The organism is Bradyrhizobium sp. Ai1a-2 (assembly GCF_000426245.1).
Classification (GTDB): domain Bacteria; phylum Pseudomonadota; class Alphaproteobacteria; order Rhizobiales; family Xanthobacteraceae; genus Bradyrhizobium.
In genome coordinates this window covers 57511-80160 of sequence record NZ_AUEZ01000034.1, presented here as the reverse complement: position 1 = coordinate 80160, position 22650 = coordinate 57511, and the positions used below count along the sequence as shown (strand labels likewise).

Genomic DNA, 22650 nt, shown 5'->3' with positions numbered 1-22650 from the left:
GTCCAGATGGCGGCTTGGTGTTCACGCGATTACAAATTTGCAAGGGTCGCGTTTGCGGGGGTCGCGTTTGCAAGGTTGCGCCGCTTCGAAGACGGCCCGGTCGAAAAGGCGAAATTTCGCCGCGAGGAAGCTAAACCGCTTCCACCTGGCCATGAGCGGGACCGAAGTTACGCCTTCACGAGCCCGCCGGACGGCCGCGATTGAACGGACCATGCCGGCGCACCGAAGCAAAGCTGACCGCGCGACGGCCCGCGGGCCGTTTTTCCGAAGCTGAACCCCGCCAGTCTGCTACGCGAACCAGAAATCACTTGCGCTGAGGTTCTGAACGCCCGCGATGGTGACGTCGTTATTTGCATCAAAGTGAATGACGGTGTTTCCGCCGGTCACCTCGATGTTCAAGTCGCCAAAGTCGTGGATGTTGTTCGCTGCCAAAGCCGTAAGATTGATCTTGTCGCGCCCCGCCTGGAAATCGGCTGTGTCATGCCCGCTATCGGCGGCAAAGACGAAGGTATCCGCGCCGCGTTCGCCGAGCATATCGTCGTTCCCGATGCCGCTCGTGAGCCTGTCGTTGCCGTCGCCTCCGTCGAGGACGTTTCCTGACCCACCGAAGACCGTGAGCTGGTCATTGCCGGCACCGCCGCTGAGGAAGCTCGATCCGAGCGAACCTGGCGCAACGGTCGCCGTCAGGACATCGTTTCCAGCGCCGCCATCCAGACGGTTCTCGGCAACGGAGTTGTCCGTCACCGCGGGATCGGGAGTTGCCGAAAGAAACGCGGTGAGATGGTCGTCTCCTGCCCCGCCATTCAGGACATTCGCGACATTGTAGCGATCCAGCGCGGGACCAATTCCACCGTGAGCTACAGCGTCGAGATGTGCCGTGAGGCTGTCGCTTCCGCTGCCGCCCTCGAGTTGATTGAGTGCGCGGACAAATCCGCCAAGCGCGGTGGAATTCGCGGTCAGGTTGTCATTGCCTTTCCCGCCGTCCAGATAGTTCGTGACGTCCGTAACGGCGTTCTCCCCATCGGTGGAATGGGTCGCCTCGAGGGTGTCGTTGCCGTCATCGCCCCACAGCTGGTTGATGCCGACGGGCTTGCCGACGTTGGAGTCCGTCAGGTTGAAGGCGCGCAACACGTCGTTGCCCTGGCCGCCGTGAAGCTCGTTTGTTACCGATTCGGTGGAATTGGATCGTCCCAGAGCGGTCGCATCCAATACGTCGTTGCCGCTACCACCGAACAGTACGTTGCTGGCAATGCCGACGATCGCATGGAAATCCGTTTCGGCATGAGCCGTGATGTGGTCATCGCCGGAGCCGCCATCGACGGTGTTCATGGCGATGCTGCTTCCGACGGCGTTGCGGCCATCTGCGAGGGCGTGAATGGTGTCATCGCCGCTTCCGCCGAACACATCGGTTCTTACAGTGACATCCGCGAAGACCGGAAGTGCCACATTTGCCGTGGCGTTGATCGCGTCGTTTCCGCTGCCCCCATCGAGCAGCACATCTGCAGTCAGTTCCGTGCCCGGAGCCGCGCCGCCGCCCTGAAGAGTGACGGTCCCATCGAGGTGGTCGTTGCCTGTTCCGCCGAACTGAATGGCGAGTCCGTGCACAGGCGCGTCGGCCTGGAGCGGGACGACAACATTGGTTGTCAAAGCGTCATCGCCGCGATCGCCGATCAACGCCGTCCGGTTGAATGTGCTGCTCAAATGATCATTGCCGGCAAGGCCAAAGACGATGTCACCGTCAGCGTGTGCGCTAAGGACGTCGTCGTGTCTGGTGCCAATGATCAAACTGTTGATGGGATCTATGAGGGAAAGCCAATCCAGGGCTCGGGGATCTGCCCCATCAATTCCCATCAGTTGGAGCGCGGCTTTGATTTGATTGGTGTTCGCCATATTTTCCTCCTTGGCACCCGGGTGACGATGTCAAGCAAAGCTGAACAACGGAATTAAATTACGCTGAATGCAAAATTAATGAGAATTAAATGATGGCGTCGCGCCCCACACACAAATCAGACAGCACGTCATGGCGTGGCGCCGCCCCATCGATGAGGGTCGACATCAACCTCGCCGTTGGCGCATCCAGCGCCACCGGACTGTATTCGCTGTGATTTTCCACTAGCGGTTAGCAGATTCCGCAAATCTGGAAGCGACCTGGACTGGCGCTTCGACCCCTGGATCCGGCACTCCTGAGTTGAGCATGCGAGATCTCTTTTTATCGCTGAAAGGAATGGATATATTTAATTCTGTCGCACATAAATAAATAAATTAAAGGACCCATAATGTCCAATCACATTTAATGTGCGAATGCGGGGCAGCCCGGTACGGCAGTGGACCCGGAACCGTTGCGACTGGAGCGGGTGATGCCCTCTCATTCCCGCGGCCGCGCTTCGCGATGCGCGGCCCTGGTCGCATTCAGCCGCGATTGTCTCCAGCGCCTTGCGCCTTCTCAGGCGCACGGCGAAGCCGCGGGACGCGCCCACGCTTGTCGGCTCTCGAGGCGGCGAAGATTTCGTTGACCCAGTCGACAAAGACGCGAACGCGTGGCGACAGATGACGGCTCTGCGCATAGACCACCGACACGGGCATCGGCGGCGGCGCCAGATCGGGCAACACCACTCGCAACAGATCCTTCTTCAGTTGATCCTCGATCCGATAGCGGGGCACCTGAATCAGCCCGAAGCCCGCGATGGCCGCGCCGGTGTAGATCTCCGCACCGATGACGGTGAGACTTCCAGCCAGCGATACGCTTCGGGCCTTCCCGGCTTCAATGAACGTCAGCGGATAAGGCTGCCCCGTCGATGAAGAGACGTAGTGCACCATGCGGTGCGCGCCCAAATCTTTCAGCGAGCGCGGCACGCCATGCCGCGCGAGATATTCCGGGCTGGCGCACGTCACTTGTTCGAGCGTGGCGACGCGCCGGCTGATGAGTGAGGAATCCTTCAGCTCACCGGCTCTGAGCGCACAATCGACGCCCTCCGGTACGAGATCCACCATGCGGTCACCCTCGCTCAGCCGAAGCTCAATATCGGGATAGCGCGCGACGAATTCCGGCAGCGCGGGAAGTATGAAATGACGCGCGAGCGTTCCCTGCAGATCGACGCGCAATGGACCATGGGGCGATGCCCCGCGGAATGCGCCCTCCATATCTTCAAGATCTTCGATCAGCCGGACGCACCGCTCGTAATAGGCGTTGCCATCAAGCGTCGGCGTGACGTGGCGCGTCGTGCGTTCCAGCAGCCGGGTTCCGAGCAGAGCTTCGAGCTCTTGAATAGTATGGGTCACGGTTGGGCGTGGCATCTGCAGATCGCGCGCAGCCTGGGCAAAGCTCCCACGCTCCACAATCCGCATGAACACTCGCATAGCCTGGATCCGATCCATCTTGCGATCCGCCGGAGTAGGATTGTTATTCTGCAGTGAACGGTGATGTTAACGCGAGAAGTCTGGTCCAATTGTCGCGTGGACCTACTTCTGGGTCAATCCGGACATTCGCCTGAGCGCTCTCTTGCATGTCGGTGATTCCTTTTTCACCGCAAGGCGGCTCCCTGCTCGTCTGGATGGCTGACCCGGCTCATGGCTGGGTCGCACCGATGTTAAATCCAAAGAGGCATTTCTCGAATGACCGAATACTTCAATGCCATGCCCGACGCGGATCAAGCGACGCCGCGCAGCAAGGGCCGTGATGCGACAACAGCCGGTCAGACCATCCTGATCGTCGACGACGATTCCCAAACGCAGGACGTCATCAGGCGCTATCTTGAGGATTACGGCTTCTCGGTCATGGCCGCCTCCTCCCGCACGGGCATTCCGCGCAATCTCGCATCGATCAATCCGTCTCTGGTCCTGCTCGACCTGCGATTGGGACAGGATGACGGGTTGGACATATTGAGAGAGATCAGGTCGCACTCAGATGTTCCCGTCATCGTGATCACGGACGACTCTCCGGATGCGGCGGATCGTGTCGTCGCACTCGAGCTTGGCGCAGATGCCTACGTCGCCAAGCCTGTTCCATTGCGAGAACTGGTCGCTCTGGCGAAAGCTGTCTTGCGACGACAAGAGATGGGACGGCTTCGACGAGGGCGAGATACCGAGCGTGGCGCGTACAAGTTTGCAGGTTGGCAGCTTGAGCGGCGGACGCGGCAACTGATCGACCGCAGCGGAGATCCGGTGCCTTTGACCAAAGGTCAATATACTCTGTTGGTGACCTTTCTCGATGCGCCGCGACGAGCTCTCACGCGCGAGTATCTGTTGCAAGCGACGCGCGCCAACGATGACGTCTTTGATCGAAGCATTGACGTTCAGGTGAATCGCCTGCGACGCAAACTGGAGTCCGATCCCAGCTCGCCGAAGATGATCTTGACCCACAGAGGAATTGGATACCTATTCGCGTGCGACGTAGAGCGATGCTAGCAGGCCGCTGCGGCATGCTGCCGCGTCAGTGGTTCAGGCTTTATTGACCTATTTCACGCTTTCTGGCCCGGGGACGGGCACGTGCATCGTTGTCACTGACCGCATGCGGTGCCTGGCGTTGGAAGAGGCTGAAAAGGGCTGGGCGATGCAGATGCTGTCGGTTCAAGGCGCGTGGTACAGGCCGTTCATGCTTCCCGAGCCGCCTTCGCCTCCCGATATCTTCCAGGTGCTCCACGACGCGGTCGCGCCACTGGCCACTCCATCGCAACCGGAGGCTGGCCAATCAACTGGCACGGCGGACGCCGCGACAGGCGAAGGGAGCGCGCCGGGCAACACTTCGAGCAGCATCGGCACTTCGCCAGTGGTGCAGGCGTTCCTGCTGCGATTGCAGGAATTGGGGCTATCAACGGTTTCAGGCACCAACGGCAATGACCAGCTTGGCGGCTGGTCGAAGAGCCTCGTCGATGCCGGCACCGGCAACGACACCATCGACGTCTGGAGCGACAGCGTCGTGGATGGCGGCGCCGGCGATGACGCGATCAAGGCCTGGTCGAACAGTGTCGTCTACGGCGGCGCCGGCAATGACCAGATCGACGCCTGGTCCGGCAGCATTGTCGATGGCGGCGATGGCAGCGACGTCATCAAGGCCTGGTCCGACACGACCGTGCTCGGCGGCGCCGGCGACGATGTGATCAGCGGCTGGTCCAACAGCAAGCTGAATGGCGGCGATGGCGACGACCAGATTTCGGCCTGGAGCGACAGTCTCGTCGAGGGCGGCGCCGGCAATGACCGAATCTCCGCGTATGGCAATGCGAATGTCTCAGGCGGAAGCGGCGACGACACGATATGGATCGGCTCCGACTCGGTCGTGAACTTCGCCAAGGGCGACGGGCACGACACCATCTATGCCGGTCGCAATACGACGCTGAAACTCGGCGATGGCCTCAGTGCCGACAACACCCGTGTGAGCGTATCCGGCTCCGTGGCGACGATCAGCTTCGAGGGCAGCGATGATAGCATTACGCTGCAGCTTGGACCGTACAGCCCGGCAACCCTGGCCTTCGCAGACGGCACATCATTCACTGTTGCGGCGGAGGACCGGATCGCGCGGACACCATATTCAGCCTCCGCCTGATCTCGATTGCCGGATGTCACGGCTGAGGCGGCGCGCTTTCGGCCGCTTCAGCCTAGCACGTCAAGCAGACTGACGACCCAGATGATCTGGAATACCAGCGCGAAGGCGACGAACCAAACGTGATACCGTTCGGAAGCGGTAAGCAGCGCGCCTATAGTCCCGCCAATCAGCAGAGTCTGCCTCGCTGGATAGTACCAGCCATAGATTTGCTTGTAGTAGCTCGCTCCCTTCAGGAGCGTGTCGAAAACATCAACTGAAAACAGAATCAAAACGAGAACGTAGAACACCTTTCTCCGATTCCAGAAATACTCCTTCAGCCCCTCATGTTCGCCGATGTTGTCGGGAAAGATCATAGCGGACAGCATGACGAACACGACGGCATAGCAGATGATGAGAAAGTAGCTCTCGAACGTCCACCGCTCGATCCTGGACAGCGCGAATTCGAACCACCAGAAGTGGATGATGGCGAGAAATACGAAAACAGCCCATCCAATATGGAGGAGATTAATTCTCTCCTTGCCGGGGTGCTGAATGAACCGCGTCACCCCGCTGACGAGCCGGGCAATGCTTATGCCCAGGATCATTCCGACGATGATGCGGATGTGGACGAAGATCTCATGGCTCTGATGCACGTCATTGTAGCCATCCATCGGAATTGCACGACCTCACTTCGTGATGAAGCCGCCGTTGACGGGAATGGTCCGCCCGTCATCCACCAGCCGCCGCACACCAGGAGATGAATCCAGGGTACGATATCTGGATATCGGCGAGACCGGTCTTGGTCAACGTCGGCTCTCGCGCGTGCAACTCGAGTTTGTCGGCTTCAATCCTTGGCGCGCAGGATGCTGATCCGCGTTTCGTCGACGAAGCTCTTGGTGTCCTGATCGGGCCGGCGGAACAGATTGCGTTCGACGACGAGCGAGCGGCCGCTGATAGTCTTGGTGCAGCGCTCCTTGAGGTAGACGCCGCCGACCGGCTGGTCTCCCTGATCAGGCTGGGCTTCGGTGCAGGCCCAGCCCTCCGCACCGTAGCGCGACTTGGCCTGCAGCCCGAGCAGGAACGCCTTCTTGCGGATGTAGAGACGCGCCTTCGGATCAGTCTCGATCAGGAGGCCGGCCACATGCCCGCTATCGTCGATCAATAGCGTCAGGAGCGCCGGATGGCCCGCCACCATCGTGCCGTCCCGGCTGGTCGTGGGATCATATCCAAACCGGATCGCCCGCGCCCCGCTCGCGCCGGGTGGACAGTCGCGCCAGTCCTTCCAGCCGGTCAACGTATGCCGCGGATCCGTCGCACAATAGAAATCGACATAGCCGGACTCCGCCAATTCGTTCACGGCGATGCCGAGGCGGATGTCGCGCAGGTCGTTGCCGCCGAATTCTTCCGTCCGGGCCGGAGAATTGGCGAGCGCGACCGCCTGCCAGGCGAGCAGAACGCTGAGGATTCCACAAAGCTTCAACCTGATCGTCACTGGCTCTTCCCCGTGCTGGCGGTCGCATCATCCTGCTTCTTGTAGATGTCGCAGACCCGCGACGTGCTCGAGAAGAAGGTGACGCACTCCGCATAATTCGGCTCGCCGGCGCCTTTGATATGCGCAAGCACGTAGTCGGCGACCGCCTCGATATCCTTCTGCCGCAGGAACGTTCCGGCCTCCGGCGGCATCTGGCTGCCCGCCTCCTCGCGGTTCATGCCGTGGCACTTCACCTCGTCATAGGCGCCGCGCACGAAGAACGGCATGCCTGTGCCGGGGCGCCCGCAACTGACGGTTTCAATGATTTGCTCGCGGGTCAGCACGGTCTTGCGCAGCGACAGCGCGTCGCCGCCGTAGCCGCCGCCGCCATTGCCGTGCCATTTGTGGCAACCCATGCAATTGGCCTTGCTGAACACCGCCTTGCCGGCATTGGTCGGGTCCGACGCCGTCGCTTGCGCCGACTGACCGAATGCGACGGCCGGGATCGAAAGATTCAGGGCGACGACACTCAAGAGCAGCACACGTGCCGCCGCCGAGGATGCATTGAAGATCATTATGACGTCTCTTGTTGACGAAGCGGGAGGGCCCGACAGTGCGGGCCCTCCCTGGATGGGAAGTCAGAGTGCGAACACGTAGAGCATCGATCCCGGCTGGATCTTCTTCAGCTCGGGCGTCGAATCGATGAACCACTTGTCCCAGGCGCCGCCGAGACCGACGAGGATGGCGAGATACTGCTTGCCATCGACCGTGAAGGTCATCGGCGGTGCGTTGACGCCGCCTCCGGTGTTGAACTCCCAGAGCTTCTGCAGCGACTTGGCATCAAGCGCCATCACTTCGCCGGACGGCTGACCGCTGAAGACGAGATCGGGAGTGGCAAGAATGCCGCCCAGATTGGGGAACGGCGTTTCCATCTTGCCGGCGATCTTGCCGGTGGTGACGTCGATTGCGGTGACGCTGCCGGTGATCTTGAACGGCTGGCTCGGGCCACCGCCGGTCCAGAACTCACGCGGCTTCAGCTTGTCAGGCGTGGCGACCTCGACCTTGATCCGGTTGCAGCTCTCGATGACCGGGATGTACCAGAGCTTCAGGTCCGGATTGTAGGCGGTCGGCGGCCAGTTCTTGCCGCCCATGTTGCCGGGGCAGATGTCAGTTTCCATGTTGGTGCGGCTTGGCGTCACCGAGGCGACGTAAGTCTGCACTGCCTTGTTCGGGTCATACTCGATCGGCTTGCCGGTCTCCGCATCGAGGCCCTTGGTCCATGTGACCTTCTTGACGAACGGAAGGCCCCAAATGAACTTGCCGGTGGTGCGATCGATCGCATAGGCAAAGCCGTTGCGGTCGGCCTCGAGCGCGAGCTTGCGCGGTCCGCTCGGTCCGGGGATGTCGACCAGCACGTTCTCCGCCACGCTGTCATAGTCGTAAGGGTCGTTCGGCGTGTGCTGATAGTGCCACTTGATCTTGCCGGTCGTGGCATCGAGGGCGAGCGAACTGTCGGTGTAGAGGTTGTCGCCCGGACGATACTCGTTGTCCCAGTCGGGTCCGGGATTGCCGACGCCCCAGATGATGGTGTCGGTCGACGGATCGTAGCTGCCGGTCACCCAGGTCGAGCCGCCACCGGACGCAGCCGCGTTGTTGCTATCCTTCCAGGTATCGCTGCCCGGCTCGCCCTTGGCCGGAATGGTGTGGGTGCGCCAGAGTTCCTTCTGGGTCTTGAGATCGGTCGCGGCGATCCAGCCACGGATGCCGTATTCCGCGCCGGCCACGCCGGTGATCGCCATGTCCTTGACGATGAGCGGCGCGCCGGTGATGACCTCGCCCTTGTCCGGATCGGCGACGGTGCGCTGCCAGGCCACCTGGCCGGTCTCCTTGTTGGTCGCGATCAGCCGGCCGTCCAGCGTGTGGGAAACGATGAGATTGCCCCACAAGGCGACGCCGCGGTTGTCGACGCCGCAGCAGGCGACGGCACCGGCCCAGTCACGATCGGTCTTGGGATCCATCTTCCAGACCAGCTGGCCGCGGCCGCCATGCGCGTCGATCTTGTAGACCGAGCCCCATCCGTCGGTGACGTAGAGGAAGCCGTTTTCGGCGATCGGCGTGCCTTCCAGGCCGCCGTGACTCCAGATGCCGCCGGGCTCGATGCCGCCGAGATGCATGGTCCAGGCGACCTTAAGGTTCTTCACGGTATCGCGGTTGATCTCCTTGAGGCTGGAGAACCGGTGCGCGGAGTAGTTCTGGTGATGATGAAGCCAGTTGCCCGGTTCCTTGTCGACGTTGAGCAGCCGCTCCTGGTTGACCTCATCAGCGGCAAAGGCTGGCAATGCCGCCATCATGCCTCCGGCGGCGACTGCCACGGTGAGCAGACTCGCTCGCTTGGTGATTTTTCTTGCGTGACCTGAAAATCGCTCCATGAGTAAATGCCCTCCTTTGGCAAGTTCATGTTGGATCGAGCGTCCGGCACATCCGAACGGCTCAGTCGAGAAGGCTCGTTCAGCGGGCTCACCTTTGCCCGCCGTCGCGATCAGGGCGTTCGGGAAACCTCCACCTCCGTTTCTTTGGTTCCGGCTTTCTGGAAAACGACGGCGCATGTGAACTTCTCGCCGTCGACAAGCTTCTGCCGCGTCTGCAGCAGCATCACGTGATATCCGTCGCGCTTGAGCTCGGTGGTCTTGTTTTCCGGAATCGGAATCGACCTGATCTCGCGCATGGCCGGCGCGCCTTCGCCGCGATCGACGGTGTGCTTCTCGGAGAAGTTCGCGAACGGACAGCGGACACGCAATATCGCGTCGGGCTCGGCCGCATCGTTCCTGATCGTCATCAGAAGCGGGAGATTGATGCCGATCTCGTCGGATGCGGGCACGCGGGCATTGATCACCTGCAGCGCAACATCCGCCGCGGCGACACCGGGCATCAGCCAGGTTCCGACCGCAACCAATGCAATCGCAAGGATTCCCGACCTGCGCGACAGCACAACCTGACTGCCGCGATCAAGACCCGCGCCATCAGCTCCGGATGTCGCTATCGCGATCATCGGCTACGTTCCGGCGGGAGCGTGATCCTGCGAGTGCCCTGTCGACCGAGAGTGACAGGTGACGGATGCCCAAACGAAATGCTTCGTCCGACTCATCGGCGCATTCCTCCCAAGATCATTTTTGTTTTCTTGGCGTGTGACGTTACGCTCGTTGCAAAAACAAATCATCCCAAAATATGGCGACGAGAGGACCGATGGCTGGAAAAGGATTCCAATGAATGATGCGCCTAACGCATTTCATTCCAACGATGCGCGCAGAGAGGCAAGGCGTGGTCGCGTCCGCGCGAGAGCCAGGTGTTCGTGAGCGGTCAACCAGCGTAGTGCAAGCGCGCTGGTACATTGGATTCCAAGCGGACCATGATGGCCTCGAAGCGAACCAGCGCGCGTCGATCAAGCCTTGCTAACATCACCCGACGTAGTTGCAGCGCAACAGGCGTGGCCGGCAATAGCGCCATTTGCCGAAAACGTGTGCAATGGTTCCTGCTCGCGATAAACGCGAAGCACGTGCACGGCTATCGCGACGACGTATCGGGCTCATTCCCCTTTGAGACCGGCGTCGCGGATCAGCTGGCCCCACTTGCGCGTCTCCTCGTCGATGAACGCGCCGAACTCCGCAGCCGTGCTGCCGCGAACTTCCAGCCCCTGGGCGAACAGCTTTTGCTTCACGTCGAGATCGGCGAGGATGCGAACGATCTTGTCCTGCAGTCGATCGACGATGGAACGCGGCGTGGCAGCCGGCGCCATGAAGCCGTACCAGCCGGCAGCGATCACATTGGGCAGACCTTGCTCGCGCAAGGTGAACGCTTCGGGATAGATCGGGCTGCGGTCGACTGACGCCACACCCAGCACCCGGAACTTGCCGCTTTGGATATAGGGCAAGGCCGTGCTGATCGCGGTCAGCGTAGCATCGACGCGGCCTGCCAGCAGTTCCGTGTAAGACATCGCATCGCCGCGGAAGGGAACGTTGAGGCCCTTGACGCCTGCGTCCCTGAACAACAACTCGGCCGCCAGATGTGGCTGGGACCCAGCTCCTGGAGAGGCGAAGGTCAGCCCGTTGGGCTGCTGCTTGCCGTAGGCGATCAGCTCCTGCAGCTTCTTGAAGGGCGCCTCCGCACTGATGATCAGGAACAACGGCGCGATGACCGCCATCGCCACCGGCTGCAGGTCCTTGCGGTCATAGCCCAGTTTTCCGAACAGCGCCTCGGCCGTGGCATATGGCGCTGCGGCGTACAGGAAGGTGTAGCCATCAGGCGCGGCGCGCGCGACCGACTCGTTGGCGAGGCGCGTGCCCGCACCCGGCCTGTTCTCGACGATGCATTGCTGGCCGAGCTGACGCTCGAGCTGCTCGGTCAGGATGCGCAGCGAGATGTCGTTGGCGCCGCCTGCCCCGTAAGGCGATACAAACCGGACAAGACGCGAAGGCCAGGCTCCTTGCGCGAACGCGCGGGAACCGTAGCCCGCAACGAGGCCGACCGCGACGCTGCCCAGCAGAGTTCGGCGTGTGACATTCATGAGTGCCTCCCTTTTCGTTGTTGCCGACCGCGTCGCTTTTCTTGTTGTCTCCGCGGCAATGCCGCCGGTGCATGGCCCGGCCGTCAGATCACTTTCTTCTGGGTGAGCCGCTCGATCTGTTGCTCCGAAAGGCCGAGCCAATCCCGATAGACCTCGCGATTGTCCTGCCCCACGTCGCCGGCCGCATGACGCAATTGTGCGGGATCGGCGGCAAAGCGCGGAACGACATTCGCCATCGCCACCGAGCCGAAGTCGCGATCGGGAACACGGGCGATCATCTCGCGCGCCCTGGCTTGCGGGTCCGCCGCGATCTGATCGATCGAATAGATCGGCGCGATCGTGCCCTGCGCTGCGGTGAATTTCGCGAGCACATCCTCGAGCGTATGTTCGGCACACCACGCCGCGAAAATCTCATTGAGTTCGACCGCATGCTTCACGCGCCGGATGATTTTCTTCAAAAAGCCATCCCGCTATGCTCGTTGTTCGCGCATGATCTCCGCGCAAACGCTGGCGTTTGTCGCGAGGGAAACCGGTGTCCACTTTTTCGGATCATGCTTTGACGAGGCTCGTTTCGACGGCCGTTCCCCGGATCATTTCACGACCTTCTTCCTGGGCTGTTCGCGCGGCGCGATGGTCGGTTCGGCCTCGTTGACGAGCGAGCGGATGCTGACGGCAAGAGCCGTGATGCGCGGGCCGATCTCGGCCTCGAGCTGCCCGGGCTGCAAGCGGAACGCGGGGATGCCACAATTGATGGCAAACGACTGCTTCAAGTGCCGCGCATGAAACAGCGGCGCGGCCACCGCGTGGATCGAGGGCATGTATTCGCCGTAGCAGGTGCAAAAGCCGCGATCGGCGCATTGCTGAATTCCGGCGCGGTACTTGTCGCGATGGGTGGACCACGCCTCGGCGTTGTCGGTTTTGATCTGCCGCTCCAGCAGCGCGGAATCGGCGGCAGGCAACGTCGCCGCCGCAGCGCGTCCCATCGCCGTGCTGACAACGGGAATCGGCATGCCAATGTCGGGGACGTGCGGTCCGACATTGCCCGATCTCGCGGACTCGACATAGACCATCGCCGTTCCGTCGAGCAGGCCGATCGAGACGGTGCCGCGCACGCTCTCCGCCAGTTCCTGCATCAACGGCCGCGCCACCTGGCGAAACTGCATGCCCGCAAGCAGCGGATGGGCCATGCGTAGCGCTCGCGCGCCGAGACAGTATTTCGCGAGATCCTGGTCGTAACGGAGATAGCCGAGCTCGGCGAGCGTGTGCGTCAGTCTCGCAACCGTCGGCCGCGGAATCCCCGTTCGCGCCGAAAGCTCCATGTTGCCGAGCATGCTCGCCTGGGCATCGAAGGCCTCGAGCACCACCAGCCCCTTTGCCAGCGTCGTGGCAAAAGCGGCATCGCCCGCGCTCTCTGCCAGCACCGCCTCGGCGGACGGAGATGGAATGAAGGTCGGTTTGCGCGGCGCGGAAAGGGGCATGTGGTTTTGCTAGACCAGACTAGCATTTTTGTCCATATATTCTCCATATCTCAATATTCTGTCCATTATACGGACAGGCACTCTGATAGATCAATTTTTTCAGGACTTTAAATGGAGCTTCATGGGGGAATTCAGCCTGTGGCTTCGGGTGCGATGTGATCCTTGGCCTAGGCGTCGACGCCTCTGCACAAAGCTCGGACCGCTCGCTTGCGCGACAACAAGCACCTGTGGTTATGGGTCCCGTCTTTCGACGGGACGACACTGACGCGGGACGCAACGCGATGACTGAGAGAGCGCTGCGCTCCAGGCCAGGCAGCAATCGACACAGGGCAAACATGGCCGGCGGGTTTTTCCCACTCGCAGCCTGGTGCGCGCTGCTCTGGTGCCTGCAGGCCAACCCGATTCTTGCGCGCGATGCCGCGGCGGACGCGGATGGCATCGTCTGGACGGCGATCATTCCCGACGGTTTCCCGCGATACATCTACACATGGCGCATGAGTCCGGACGGGAGCTACCGCGAGGACGGGCGTGATGCCACAAACGGCAAAGCGATCCAGGCTACGCTTTCCGGATATTGGAGACGCGATGGCGCGCGCATGATTCTGCGGCAGGACGGCTATCCCTTTGTCTTTGACGGCGTGGTGGTCGGGACCAGCTATGCGGGCACGCTCTATCTCAACGGCCGCTCCTTTTCCCGCTTCTGCGCCAACCGGGGCGAGACGCCGCCCGAGCGCTGTGGCAGCGAAGCCGGCGTCGCGATGATGCAAAGACGGGATTGATCGGGCGATTGCGCCACGATCATCGAGACTTCGGTCTACCACCGGCGATACCCGAATCGGGCGTGGCCCTGAGCTCACAGCCCTGCCGCGGTCGCAGTAATGAAAAACCTCCGGCAGGGCATTGCCGGAGGTTTCGGAGGTTTAGCATTAAGAGGTTATGTCTCAGCGAGACTCAACGGGCCGGCTATGCTGCACCGACTTGAGTTATTACTACCTTAGAAAATTACCTGAGTAAATCATGTTTTTTCGGCAATGCACTATGCTGAAGTTGCGGAGGTAGCGCATGGCGAATAGCGAGTGGCGAATAGGGAATGCGAGTGGGGCGCGCGCCTATGACATCTATTCGCCATTCGCTACTCACCATTCGCCACTCGCCACAAAGAAAAATCCCCGGCAGTTGCCTGCCGGGGATTCTCTAGATTCGCTTCAGATCGAGCGGATCAGAAGTTGCGCTGAGCGCGGACCTGCAAGCTGACCGTATCCTGGTCCTTGTACTGGTAGAGCGTGGCCGGCTTCGGAGCCGGTACGCCGAGAACAGCACCACCAGTGAACTTCTGGTCGAGGTGGAACCAGATGACTTCGGCCGAGAACGTCAGGTTCTTGACAGGGGTCCAGCGGGTGACCGCGCCAAGCTGAGACACGCTGAAGTCCGGGTTACAGCTGTAGTCAGCGGTGACGACCTTGGTACCGGTGTAGTTGGCGCAGATGAACGCCTTCGCCGTGCTGTCGTAGCTAACGTTCGAGTAGCTGCCGAACAAGCTGGTCGACCAGTAGGGATCCCAGTTGTGGTTGAACGCACCACGGATACCCCAGGCCTTGGTCAGATGGATCGAACCATCGCCGCCGAACGCGACCGGGAGATACACACCGTCAGTGGTCGCACCGAAGCCGACGCTCTGATAGGCGCCGAGCATGCTCGAGCCACCGAACATCGCAAAGCTCGGCGAGGCCGACGAAGTGGAGATCACCTGCTTGGTGTCGCCGACGGCATAGGTCGCATCGAACTTGATGTCGTCGCCAGGACCGGTCGGGATGTTCTTGATCTGCAACGCGGCCATCACCGCACCGCCCCACTTGGTGTCCGGATGACCGGACAATTCCGAAGCGGCGATCGGCGCTGCACCCGGCAGACCAACGCCACCGGCGGGAGCCCCTGCGGTGTTCAGAGTGTTGTAGGAGCCGCTGACTTCGTGCGCGGCGCCCGAAATCTGGAACAGACCCCAAGCCTGGTCGATGCGGACGTTGCCGACCACGTCCGGAGCATGCACGCCTGCATAGGCGTTGGCGATACCACCGGTCGCGGTGAGAGGCACCGACAGGTTGGCAACCGCGGTGCGGTTGAAGACGGTCGGATCATCGAGGCCGATGGTGGCCGACACGCCGTTGCCGAACTGCGCGGTGTACTGGATGTTGTTCACGCCGGTGACGGTGTCATGACCGCCGAGCAGGTTCGACGAGATGTTGCCCGGATAACCATGCCACGGCGTCGCGAAGGCCGAAGCCGACTTACCGAAGGTGAAGCCCGCGAACTGGATGAACACGAATTCGACCGCGACATAGCCGCCGCCGGGGGTGTCAAGCAACTGAGAGCCCGCGACCGGGAGAGAACCGTTGATCGAGTTCGGGCTGTAGGTGGTGTTGCCGAGCGTCGAGAACTGGAAGTCGGCCTGAGCGAAGGTGCGGACGACGCCATATTCCGTTGCGGTGCGGGTATCGACCGTCAGCGCCATACGCGAGCGGGCGGCGAAGTAGTCACGATAGCGGTTGCCCTGGCCGATATCACCGTTCCAGGCCTGCGAACCGTAGATGCCGCCGTTGAACGTGGCGTCGACACGCAGATAACCACCGATCTTCATGCAGGTATCGGTGCCCGGAATGTACCAGAAACCGGCACCGTAGAGCGAACAGACCTTCACGTACTCGACCGCTTTGGCCTTGACGGGAAGATCGGCTGCCTGAGCCCCGCCCATGGCGAGCAGAGCCGCCGCTGAGCCGAGGATAAGGCTCTTAGCCACCTTCATTGTTAAACCTCCAAGTAAGTGCTGTGCACGAACCCCCGTGCAAAGCGGATTGGACTGCCTCGAAAAAAACGTTGAGGATCAACGCATCTCTCAAGCCGGTGGACCGATGCGAACCACCTGAGACGAGACGGTCGGGAGCCCCCCTCCGTCGGAATGAAAGTTATGCATGTGCAATTTGGATAATCAAATTAGTTTACTCACTCATATATTGATTGACGTTTCGATGTGTCTTTTCGGCAACTGAGGTGCATCGCCGCCGAATACCACCTGTTGCCAATTTCCCGTGCAAATTGCCGCATATAACGGATTACCGGTGTCGTTTCCGCCGGACATCCGCTATGGAATCTCAAAAGGGGGGGGGGTGAGTACGGTACCCATGAATGAGTCCGCCACCAAGAGCCAGGATGTCATTCGGCGATTCGCCTGGGAGATCGCCGCGATCAGCGTTCATCTGGAGGAGATTCGCTACTTCTGGGCCAAGAAGCTCGGAATCAGCGGGCCGCAATGGATGATGATCGTGGCGCTAGCCGACCTTGATCAGGGCGACGGCGTGCCGGTCAATGCCGTGTCCAAAATGCTGCATGTCGATCCGTCGTTCGTCACGACCCAATCGAAGCTTCTGGAGAAGAAGGGTTTCGTTCGCCGCAAGCCGGCGAAGGAAGACGCCCGCATCGTGAAGATGTCGCTGACCGACAAGACCTATAAGCAGCTCGCGAGCCTGACCTCGCACCAGGAAAGCCTGAACGAATTCATTTTCGCGGAATTCGGCCCGCGCGAGCTGGATGATCTGACCAACAAGCTCGCTGCCCTCAAGAAGCGGCTCGAGAAAGCCCGCCTGAAAGTCGCGGCGGATTTCTAGAGCATTTTCGATTCCGATTGATCAGAACCGAAATGCTCGGGAGTGTTCGCGCCTTGAGACTACGCCCTGTTATATAAAGGCTGCGCCCCGATCCGGGATGCGATCCAATCGAAGATGAACTCGTTGGCGAGGGTCGGATTGTCGAACCGTCCCTGACCTGCGGCGGCCTCCGCGGCCTCAAAGATCTCGAACGTAATGTCCCGGTCGCGCCGTCCGGCACGCAACCGATCCGTCAATTCGGCAATTCGGTCCGCTCTGAGCACGCCGCGCTCGCTGGCGGCGACCAACAACGGACATCTGATTCCCCTCAGGATGCGGTCGGCTTCCAACTCCGGACAGGGCTCGACACCGAACGGCCTGTTCTGCGGATCCAGAAATGCCCGCATATGCAGATCCCAGATACCGCCGTCGCAAACGGCCGCGGCAAAGCGATGGTCGAAGGCGATGCCGCGCGCGACAAACGACGAACGCCAGCCGTCGGCGAGGATCGCGATCCGCCGCTCATCGACGTCGTCCCTGCCGACGAGGTAATCCATGATGGGGGCAATCGCCCGCTGCGGCTTGTGGCGGAGTGATACCTCTTCGAACGAAGGACCCGTGCCATCGCCCAGGACGTCCACCGCAAGCAGCGCCATCCCACGCTCGGAGGCGTGGCGTGCGAGCTTGAACAGGAATTCTTCCTTGTGATGCCCCGGTTCCCCGATACAGATGACGACGGGCGCGCGATCGCCGCCAAGGGACGCCGGCAAATAATAGCCCTGCAAGGTGAACTCGTTCAGCCAGGGTATCGAGACAACTTCACCGCGGGGCTGGCGGCAGTTGAGATAGTTCGCGGCGCATTCGCGCATCGATGCGATTGCTGACCGCCGCTCGTCGGGCGCAAGATCGACCGGATGAGCGGCGGTAAGATAATAATTCATGGCGCGAAGCCAGTTATCTCTCGCCGTCGCCGGATGCCCTTGCGCTGCTGCGGATGAAGCCCGCTCGCGGTTTACCTCCGCAGTGGCAGTCCATTCCCGGTACCAGGAATAGTCGTCCGCGAAATCGATGCGGCTGGCGGTGAGCCAACATTCCGAAAACGTCGCGCCGCCTTCCTGGGCGGAAGCCAGCAACCGCATGAACTCGAGCGAGAGATCCTCACGTTCAGGCCACCAGATCCACCCCTGCGGGTTCAGATCAGAGTCCATGGCCGGAGCCGTCTTCACGCGGGAGAGATGATCGCGAGGACTGCGATCTTTGCAATCGACGACCGGCAACAGCAATTAGCGCATCCCCAAGAAATGCTTCAGCCAACTTCAACAGCCCAACGCGCGCGTTACAAAAAGTTCATGCGCACCGCTCTTCCCCAACTTGGCCTATAGAAGAAGCGTGCTTTCTTTCTGCGCAAATCACATCGATGTCAAAGCGAACGATGCATGGCGGGGTTGCGCAGCAGGAGGGAGCAGAAACATCTTGCGATGATTGTGGTCGACTGTGCTCACCAATTCATCACCGCGACGGCGCGACGAACTGCATCATAGCCGACAGAAGACAGAGTCACGCAGCACATCATCAGACCGCGCAACCGGAGCGCGCCCTCGATGTGCACATCATCCTCAGCGACCCGACCAACGTCCGTGCGCCGATCGTCATCGGCGCATGAACGACAACAGCTCAAATCGTGGCTTCACCCGCCGTGGCGACAGTTCCTCGCGTAATCGGGACCGGGCTTCAATGGCGCGCGGAGATCGCGCTCAAACCAACAAATACAAACAATCAAACAAACAGGATGAGATCATGGTCCGATTTTCGTCTGATCGGATCATGATCCAGTCGGTCAATCAGCGGCAAGCGCGCAGGACACGCAAGCAACGGCGGCCAGCGACATCTCGGAGACCGAGCCTCTTGTGGATCGATGGGTCATCAGCAGTCCGGCTGCAATCACCACCACCGCCACATAGAACGCGAACATCGCGCCGATCCATTTCCACTCGATTTGGCTGGCGTCAGGCGTGAGGCTTTCAATCAAGCTGCGCATGATTTCCTCCTCATCAGGAATTGCGCAGCGGTATAACTTGCTTCGGCGGGTGGAACGTGTGAGCCAGTTCACAGACCATCGGAATGGAGTGCCACTAAAGCGTGATGAATCGTCATTCCGCTCTATCTTTTGTGTGACCATGGTGGGGGTATCCGTGACCGGTCCAGAACTGAAAAAGCTTCGCGAGCATCTCGGCGAGGCCATCGGCCGGCCGCTCGCGGCGGCCGACATGGCGAAGCTGTGCGGACTGAACGGGCCCGACGGCGCCAGCATCATGCGCCGCTGGGAGGTGACGGGACCGAGCGCGCAAGTCGCCGATCTCCTGCGGGTCCTGGCGATGGCCAGCGACCACTATCCGATCCTCGAGAAGTTCAACGTGTTCGACCGCTACGACGTCCCGGAGAAGGAGCGGCCGGCGCGCAAGGCTCAGTTCCGCCAGCAGATGCGCGAGGACATCAGGCGCAGGCTTGGCTAACAGGCTTGGCTAGCAGGCTTGGCTAGACAGGGTCTCGCCTCCGCAAAGCTTACCGATCCAGGCGCAGATTAAGCCTTCCTTCACCCTTCCTTAAGCCGCCGTTAAGCACAAAAAACAATTACCGGCCAATAGGTTGGCTTATCGATCGCGATCGTCCCGCGGTGACATCATTTTATTCAAATGCCGTCTTTAATCGCGCCATGGGGGCGCTGTGCGCAGCGTCTCACTTGAATCTCCGGGGAATGAAATGAAGAAGATCCTGCTCGCAACCGTTGCCCTTATCGCGCTCGCCGCGGCCGCGCCGGCATTTGGCGCCGATCTCGGTGCCCGCCCTTACTACAGCAAGGCGCCGGCGCCGGTTTACGCTGCGCCGATCTACAACTGGACCGGCTTCTATGTCGGCGGCCATATCGGCGGCGCCTTCACGAGCAGCGACACCTTTAACGGCTTCGCGCTCAGCGACCACAACACCCGCTTCCTCGGCGGCGTCCAGGTGGGCGGCGACTGGCAATTCCATCCGAACTTTCTGATTGGCGTCGAAGGTCAGTATTCCTGGCTTGGAGGCGACCAGGTCAATGCGGCGTTCCCCGGTGGCTTCGTCTACAACAACGACCAGCGCGGGATCGGCTCGATCACCGGCCGCGTCGGCTGGACCTGGGGCCCGGGCCTCGTCTACGCGAAGGGCGGCTACGCCTATTCCGACAACAACGAGACGCTCAGGTTCGGCGGTATCCCGGTCGGGTTCGCGCTCAGTGACAGCCACCGCAACGGCTTTACCGTCGGCGGCGGCATCGAATACATGTTCGCGCCGAACTGGTCGGCCAAGGCCGAGTATCAATTCTACGATTTCGGCGACAGCCGCTTCGTTGCGCCGGCTCCGCTGGTGCCGTTCGGCAGCTTCAGCAATGACGAGCACACCGTGAAGGCCGGCATCAACTACCGCTTCAATTTCGGCGCCCCGGTAGCCACCGGCTACTGATCGCGATCCGAGATAGCCGAAAGAGGCCGGCATCTCGCCGGCCTTTTTTGATTCTCGAGCGGTTGTAGACGTAAGTCTCCCGCAAGTACCGCGCGATCAATTCCGACGTGCGGTACAAAGCTACTTCAACGCCGCCATGCGCGGCAAAAATTGCGCCGCCGCACATTCGGGTTCCCGATTTTGTTAACCCGCCATCGCGATACTGCCGCGCGAGGATTCAGGCTCAAGGACAGTGACTGCGGGGCAGGCAGATGGCGTTACGATTCCGCTTCGGTAAATTGAAACTTAAGGGCATCCGGCGTCCGCGATGGGGCGTCAGGGGCAGCCTGTTCGCGGCGTTCGCCGTCATCGCCGGCATGGCGATCGTGATCAGCGCGGGCGCTGCGACGGTGTTCGAACAGCTCGGCACGACTATGGGCGACCTCTCCGGCCGCGACATCCCGCGGCTCGCCGCCAGCCTGCAATTGTCGGCGCAAAGCGCGAGCCTGGCGAGCCAGGGACCGGCGCTGCTTGCCTCGCGCACCGAGGAGGCGCTGAACGAGCGCTCTGCCAAGATGAAGGAAACGCAGAAGCAGGCGCTGCAGAAGCTCGACGAGATCATCAAGCTCGGCGCCGACAAGGCGATCGGGAACGCGCTGACCGATACGGTCAAGAACATCGATGACGTGATCCAGAGCCTCGGCTCGGCCGCGCGCGAGCGGCTCGAGACGGCGGCGCTGCACGACAAGCAGTACGAAACCCTGCGTAAGGCGCAGACCGAATTCGTCGCGGCCTCGGCACCGGCGATGATGGACGCGCAGAGCCAGCTCCATGCCATCCTCGGTGCCGCCGAGCCGTCCTCTGACGACGCGAGCAGCGCCGCCCGTGTCGTCGAGCAGTTCGGCAATGTGATCGCGAGCGGCAACCTGATGGCCTCCAACATGGCCGCGGCGCTGTCGGCGACCAACAGCGACACGCTGGAAGCGATCGAGAAGGACTTCAAGCAGGTCCTCGCGCAGACAATTTCCAATCTGGAGATGCTGCCGAAGAATTCCGGCACCAAGGTGCTGGCCGATGCCGCCGCTAAGCTGCAGACGCTCGGCCAGGGCAAGACCGGCGTGTTCAAGGTCCGCCAGAAGGAGTTGGACGCCACCGATTTCGGCGAGACCATCCTGGAGGAGACCCGCAAGCTCAATATCGGCCTGGGCATCAGCGTGCAGCAGCTCGTCGATGGCGTGCGGAAGGCGACCGACGCCTCCGCCAGCCAGGCGCAACATGAGATTTCGTTTGCGACCATGGTGATGCTGGCGCTCGGCATCGGCACCCTGATCGGCTCGATCCTGTTCGTCTGGCTCTATGTCGGCCGCAGCATTCTCAAGCGGCTCAAGGGGCTGCAGGATTCGATGCAGCGGTTGTCGGCCGGCGATCTCAACACCGAGATCTATCAGAGCCGCCAGGACGACGAGATTGCCGCGATGGCCAACGCGCTGAAGGTGTTCCGCGAAAGCATGATCGAGGGCCGCGCTCTCTCGGCCGAACAGGACAAGGACCGCATCGTCAAGGCGGAGCGCGCTTCGCGCATGGAAGCCCGCATCGTCGAATTCGAATCCACCGTCCGCGGCGCGCTCGACAGCCTGCAGAACGCGGCCAATTCGATGCAGTCGACGGCGCAGAGCATGTCGGCGACCGCCGACCAGTCCAGCGCGCTCGCGAACACGGTCGCTTCCGCAGCGGAAGAGACCTCGGTCAACGTGCAGACGGTGTCCGCGGGCACCGAGGAGCTCTCTTCCTCGATCTCCGAGATCGGGCGCCAGGTCGTGACCTCGGCCGAGATCGCGCGCAAGGCGGTGGACGAAGCCGGCCAGACCGACGTCACCATGCAGGGCCTCGCCGAGAACGCCGGGCGCATCAGCGTGGTGGTCGACCTGATCCAGACCATCGCCTCGCAGACCAACCTGCTCGCGCTCAACGCCACCATCGAGGCGGCGCGCGCCGGCGAAGCCGGCCGCGGCTTTGCCGTGGTCGCCTCCGAGGTGAAGAGTCTCGCCAACCAGACCGCCAAGGCGACTGACGAGATCCGCCAGCAGATCGTCAGCATGCAGGAGGTGACGACGACGGCGGTTTCCGCGATCCGCAACATCAGCAATACGATCGGCGAGATCAACGACGTCACCACCGCGATCGCCGCCGCAGTCGAGGAACAGGGCGCGGCAACGCGTGAGATCGCCCGCAACATCCAGCACGCAGCCGGCGGCACCAGCGAGGTCTCCAGCAACATCGTCGGCGTCAGCAGCGCCTCGGCGGAAGCCGGCACGGCAGCCGGCGACGTGCTCAACGCCTCCGACGAACTGCGCCGGGAGGCCGAGGTGCTGCGCGCCGAAATCGACGCGTTCCTGTCGAACATAAGAGCGGCGTAGGAGACCATCGCCATTCGGGAACAGCCGTAGCCCGGATGGAGCGCAGCGTAATCCGGGGCATCTCGCCCCGGGTCGCCGACCCCGGATTGCGCTGCG

At 61.5% G+C, this 22650-nt stretch carries 20 protein-coding genes; 7 read left to right on the top strand and 13 right to left on the bottom strand.

The window, feature by feature from the left end; all coding sequences use genetic code 11:
• Positions 1-288 precede the first annotated feature (288 nt).
• A complete protein-coding gene (locus tag K288_RS0121735; protein WP_152535614.1) occupies positions 289-1890 on the bottom strand; it encodes a calcium-binding protein in 1602 nt (533 codons plus the stop codon).
• A gap of 519 nt (positions 1891-2409) precedes the next feature.
• On the bottom strand, positions 2410-3375 hold the full coding sequence (locus tag K288_RS46150) for a LysR family transcriptional regulator (RefSeq protein ID WP_064737342.1): 966 nt from the start codon (positions 3373-3375) through the stop codon (positions 2410-2412).
• 237 nt (positions 3376-3612) lie between these two features.
• Between K288_RS46150 and K288_RS0121720 the strand changes: the two genes are divergently transcribed.
• The gene (locus K288_RS0121720) at positions 3613-4404 is read left to right on the top strand and encodes a response regulator (RefSeq protein WP_244443200.1); all 792 of its coding nucleotides are present in this window, start codon (positions 3613-3615) and stop codon (positions 4402-4404) included.
• A 118-nt stretch (positions 4405-4522) separates the two neighbouring features.
• Entirely contained in the window at positions 4523-5539 is a 1017-nt protein-coding gene (locus K288_RS46145) for a hypothetical protein (RefSeq protein WP_160168991.1), read from the top strand.
• A 47-nt stretch (positions 5540-5586) separates the two neighbouring features.
• Here the strand turns inward: K288_RS46145 and K288_RS0121710 are convergent, their stop codons facing one another.
• From K288_RS0121710 to K288_RS0121675, 8 genes are all read right to left on the bottom strand, one after another.
• Positions 5587-6189: a hypothetical protein gene (locus K288_RS0121710; protein ID WP_027581465.1), complete on the bottom strand. Its 603-nt coding sequence runs from the start codon at positions 6187-6189 to the stop codon at positions 5587-5589.
• 173 nt (positions 6190-6362) lie between these two features.
• Positions 6363-7010 (bottom strand): hypothetical protein, encoded by a 648-nt coding sequence (locus tag K288_RS46140; RefSeq protein ID WP_244443199.1) that lies wholly within the window; start codon positions 7008-7010, stop codon positions 6363-6365.
• Positions 7007-7564, bottom strand: coding sequence for a c-type cytochrome (locus K288_RS46135; RefSeq protein WP_244443198.1), 558 nt, complete (start codon positions 7562-7564; stop codon positions 7007-7009). Before K288_RS46135 ends, K288_RS46140 begins: the two co-directional genes overlap by 4 nt.
• A gap of 63 nt (positions 7565-7627) precedes the next feature.
• The gene (locus K288_RS0121695; RefSeq protein ID WP_244443202.1) at positions 7628-9340 is read right to left on the bottom strand and encodes a PQQ-dependent dehydrogenase, methanol/ethanol family; all 1713 of its coding nucleotides are present in this window, start codon (positions 9338-9340) and stop codon (positions 7628-7630) included.
• A 188-nt stretch (positions 9341-9528) separates the two neighbouring features.
• Positions 9529-10038, bottom strand: coding sequence for a copper chaperone PCu(A)C (locus K288_RS0121690; protein ID WP_244443197.1), 510 nt, complete (start codon positions 10036-10038; stop codon positions 9529-9531).
• Positions 10039-10572: 534 nt separating this feature from the next.
• Positions 10573-11550, bottom strand: coding sequence for a tripartite tricarboxylate transporter substrate-binding protein (locus K288_RS0121685; RefSeq protein WP_027581462.1), 978 nt, complete (start codon positions 11548-11550; stop codon positions 10573-10575).
• Between the two features lie 83 nt (positions 11551-11633).
• On the bottom strand, positions 11634-12008 hold the full coding sequence (locus K288_RS0121680; RefSeq protein WP_027581461.1) for a CoA transferase: 375 nt from the start codon (positions 12006-12008) through the stop codon (positions 11634-11636).
• A 132-nt stretch (positions 12009-12140) separates the two neighbouring features.
• Complete coding sequence (locus K288_RS0121675; RefSeq protein ID WP_027581460.1) at positions 12141-13028, bottom strand: IclR family transcriptional regulator; 888 nt, start codon at positions 13026-13028, stop codon at positions 12141-12143.
• A 335-nt stretch (positions 13029-13363) separates the two neighbouring features.
• On the opposite strand from K288_RS0121675, the gene K288_RS0121670 reads away from it, so the two are divergent.
• Complete coding sequence (locus K288_RS0121670) at positions 13364-13807, top strand: hypothetical protein (protein ID WP_027581459.1); 444 nt, start codon at positions 13364-13366, stop codon at positions 13805-13807.
• Between the two features lie 440 nt (positions 13808-14247).
• On the opposite strand, the gene K288_RS0121665 is transcribed toward K288_RS0121670, so the two are convergent.
• Positions 14248-15828 carry a porin gene (locus K288_RS0121665; protein WP_027581458.1) on the bottom strand — a complete coding sequence of 527 codons (1581 nt, stop codon included), beginning with the start codon at positions 15826-15828 and terminating at the stop codon, positions 14248-14250.
• 376 nt (positions 15829-16204) lie between these two features.
• On the opposite strand from K288_RS0121665, the gene K288_RS0121660 reads away from it, so the two are divergent.
• A complete protein-coding gene (locus K288_RS0121660; RefSeq protein WP_027581457.1) occupies positions 16205-16687 on the top strand; it encodes a MarR family winged helix-turn-helix transcriptional regulator in 483 nt (160 codons plus the stop codon).
• Between the two features lie 59 nt (positions 16688-16746).
• On the opposite strand, the gene K288_RS0121655 is transcribed toward K288_RS0121660, so the two are convergent.
• On the bottom strand, positions 16747-17874 hold the full coding sequence (locus K288_RS0121655; RefSeq protein WP_043160381.1) for a hypothetical protein: 1128 nt from the start codon (positions 17872-17874) through the stop codon (positions 16747-16749).
• A 629-nt stretch (positions 17875-18503) separates the two neighbouring features.
• Entirely contained in the window at positions 18504-18704 is a 201-nt protein-coding gene (locus K288_RS54195) for a hypothetical protein (protein ID WP_051334649.1), read from the bottom strand.
• A gap of 154 nt (positions 18705-18858) precedes the next feature.
• On the opposite strand from K288_RS54195, the gene K288_RS0121645 reads away from it, so the two are divergent.
• The 3 genes from K288_RS0121645 (at position 18859) to K288_RS0121635 (ending at position 22554) form a co-directional block, all read left to right on the top strand.
• Positions 18859-19179, top strand: coding sequence for a hypothetical protein (locus K288_RS0121645; protein ID WP_027581455.1), 321 nt, complete (start codon positions 18859-18861; stop codon positions 19177-19179).
• Between the two features lie 247 nt (positions 19180-19426).
• Positions 19427-20158: an outer membrane beta-barrel protein gene (locus tag K288_RS0121640; RefSeq protein WP_027581454.1), complete on the top strand. Its 732-nt coding sequence runs from the start codon at positions 19427-19429 to the stop codon at positions 20156-20158.
• A 251-nt stretch (positions 20159-20409) separates the two neighbouring features.
• Complete coding sequence (locus K288_RS0121635; protein WP_027581453.1) at positions 20410-22554, top strand: HAMP domain-containing methyl-accepting chemotaxis protein; 2145 nt, start codon at positions 20410-20412, stop codon at positions 22552-22554.
• Positions 22555-22650 lie beyond the last annotated feature (96 nt).

Excerpts from the sequence above, each read along its gene's own strand:
- K288_RS0121640 (WP_027581454.1), top strand. The coding sequence starts at position 19,427 with ATGAAGAAGATCCTGCTCGCAACCGTTGCCCTTATCGCGCTCGCCGCG.
- K288_RS0121710 (WP_027581465.1), bottom strand. The coding sequence starts at position 6,189 with ATGGATGGCTACAATGACGTGCATCAGAGCCATGAGATCTTCGTCCAC.
- K288_RS46150 (WP_064737342.1), bottom strand. The coding sequence starts at position 3,375 with ATGGATCGGATCCAGGCTATGCGAGTGTTCATGCGGATTGTGGAGCGT.
- K288_RS0121635 (WP_027581453.1), top strand. The coding sequence starts at position 20,410 with ATGGCGTTACGATTCCGCTTCGGTAAATTGAAACTTAAGGGCATCCGG.
- K288_RS0121660 (WP_027581457.1), top strand. The coding sequence starts at position 16,205 with ATGAATGAGTCCGCCACCAAGAGCCAGGATGTCATTCGGCGATTCGCC.
- K288_RS0121685 (WP_027581462.1), bottom strand. The coding sequence starts at position 11,550 with ATGAATGTCACACGCCGAACTCTGCTGGGCAGCGTCGCGGTCGGCCTC.
- K288_RS54195 (WP_051334649.1), bottom strand. The coding sequence starts at position 18,704 with ATGCGCAGCTTGATTGAAAGCCTCACGCCTGACGCCAGCCAAATCGAG.
- K288_RS0121665 (WP_027581458.1), bottom strand. The coding sequence starts at position 15,828 with ATGAAGGTGGCTAAGAGCCTTATCCTCGGCTCAGCGGCGGCTCTGCTC.
- K288_RS0121655 (WP_043160381.1), bottom strand. The coding sequence starts at position 17,874 with ATGGACTCTGATCTGAACCCGCAGGGGTGGATCTGGTGGCCTGAACGT.
- K288_RS0121720 (WP_244443200.1), top strand. The coding sequence starts at position 3,613 with ATGACCGAATACTTCAATGCCATGCCCGACGCGGATCAAGCGACGCCG.
- K288_RS0121690 (WP_244443197.1), bottom strand. The coding sequence starts at position 10,038 with ATGATCGCGATAGCGACATCCGGAGCTGATGGCGCGGGTCTTGATCGC.
- K288_RS0121670 (WP_027581459.1), top strand. The coding sequence starts at position 13,364 with ATGGCCGGCGGGTTTTTCCCACTCGCAGCCTGGTGCGCGCTGCTCTGG.
- K288_RS0121695 (WP_244443202.1), bottom strand. The coding sequence starts at position 9,340 with ATGATGGCGGCATTGCCAGCCTTTGCCGCTGATGAGGTCAACCAGGAG.
- K288_RS0121735 (WP_152535614.1), bottom strand. The coding sequence starts at position 1,890 with ATGGCGAACACCAATCAAATCAAAGCCGCGCTCCAACTGATGGGAATT.
- K288_RS0121675 (WP_027581460.1), bottom strand. The coding sequence starts at position 13,028 with ATGCCCCTTTCCGCGCCGCGCAAACCGACCTTCATTCCATCTCCGTCC.
- K288_RS46135 (WP_244443198.1), bottom strand. The coding sequence starts at position 7,564 with ATGATCTTCAATGCATCCTCGGCGGCGGCACGTGTGCTGCTCTTGAGT.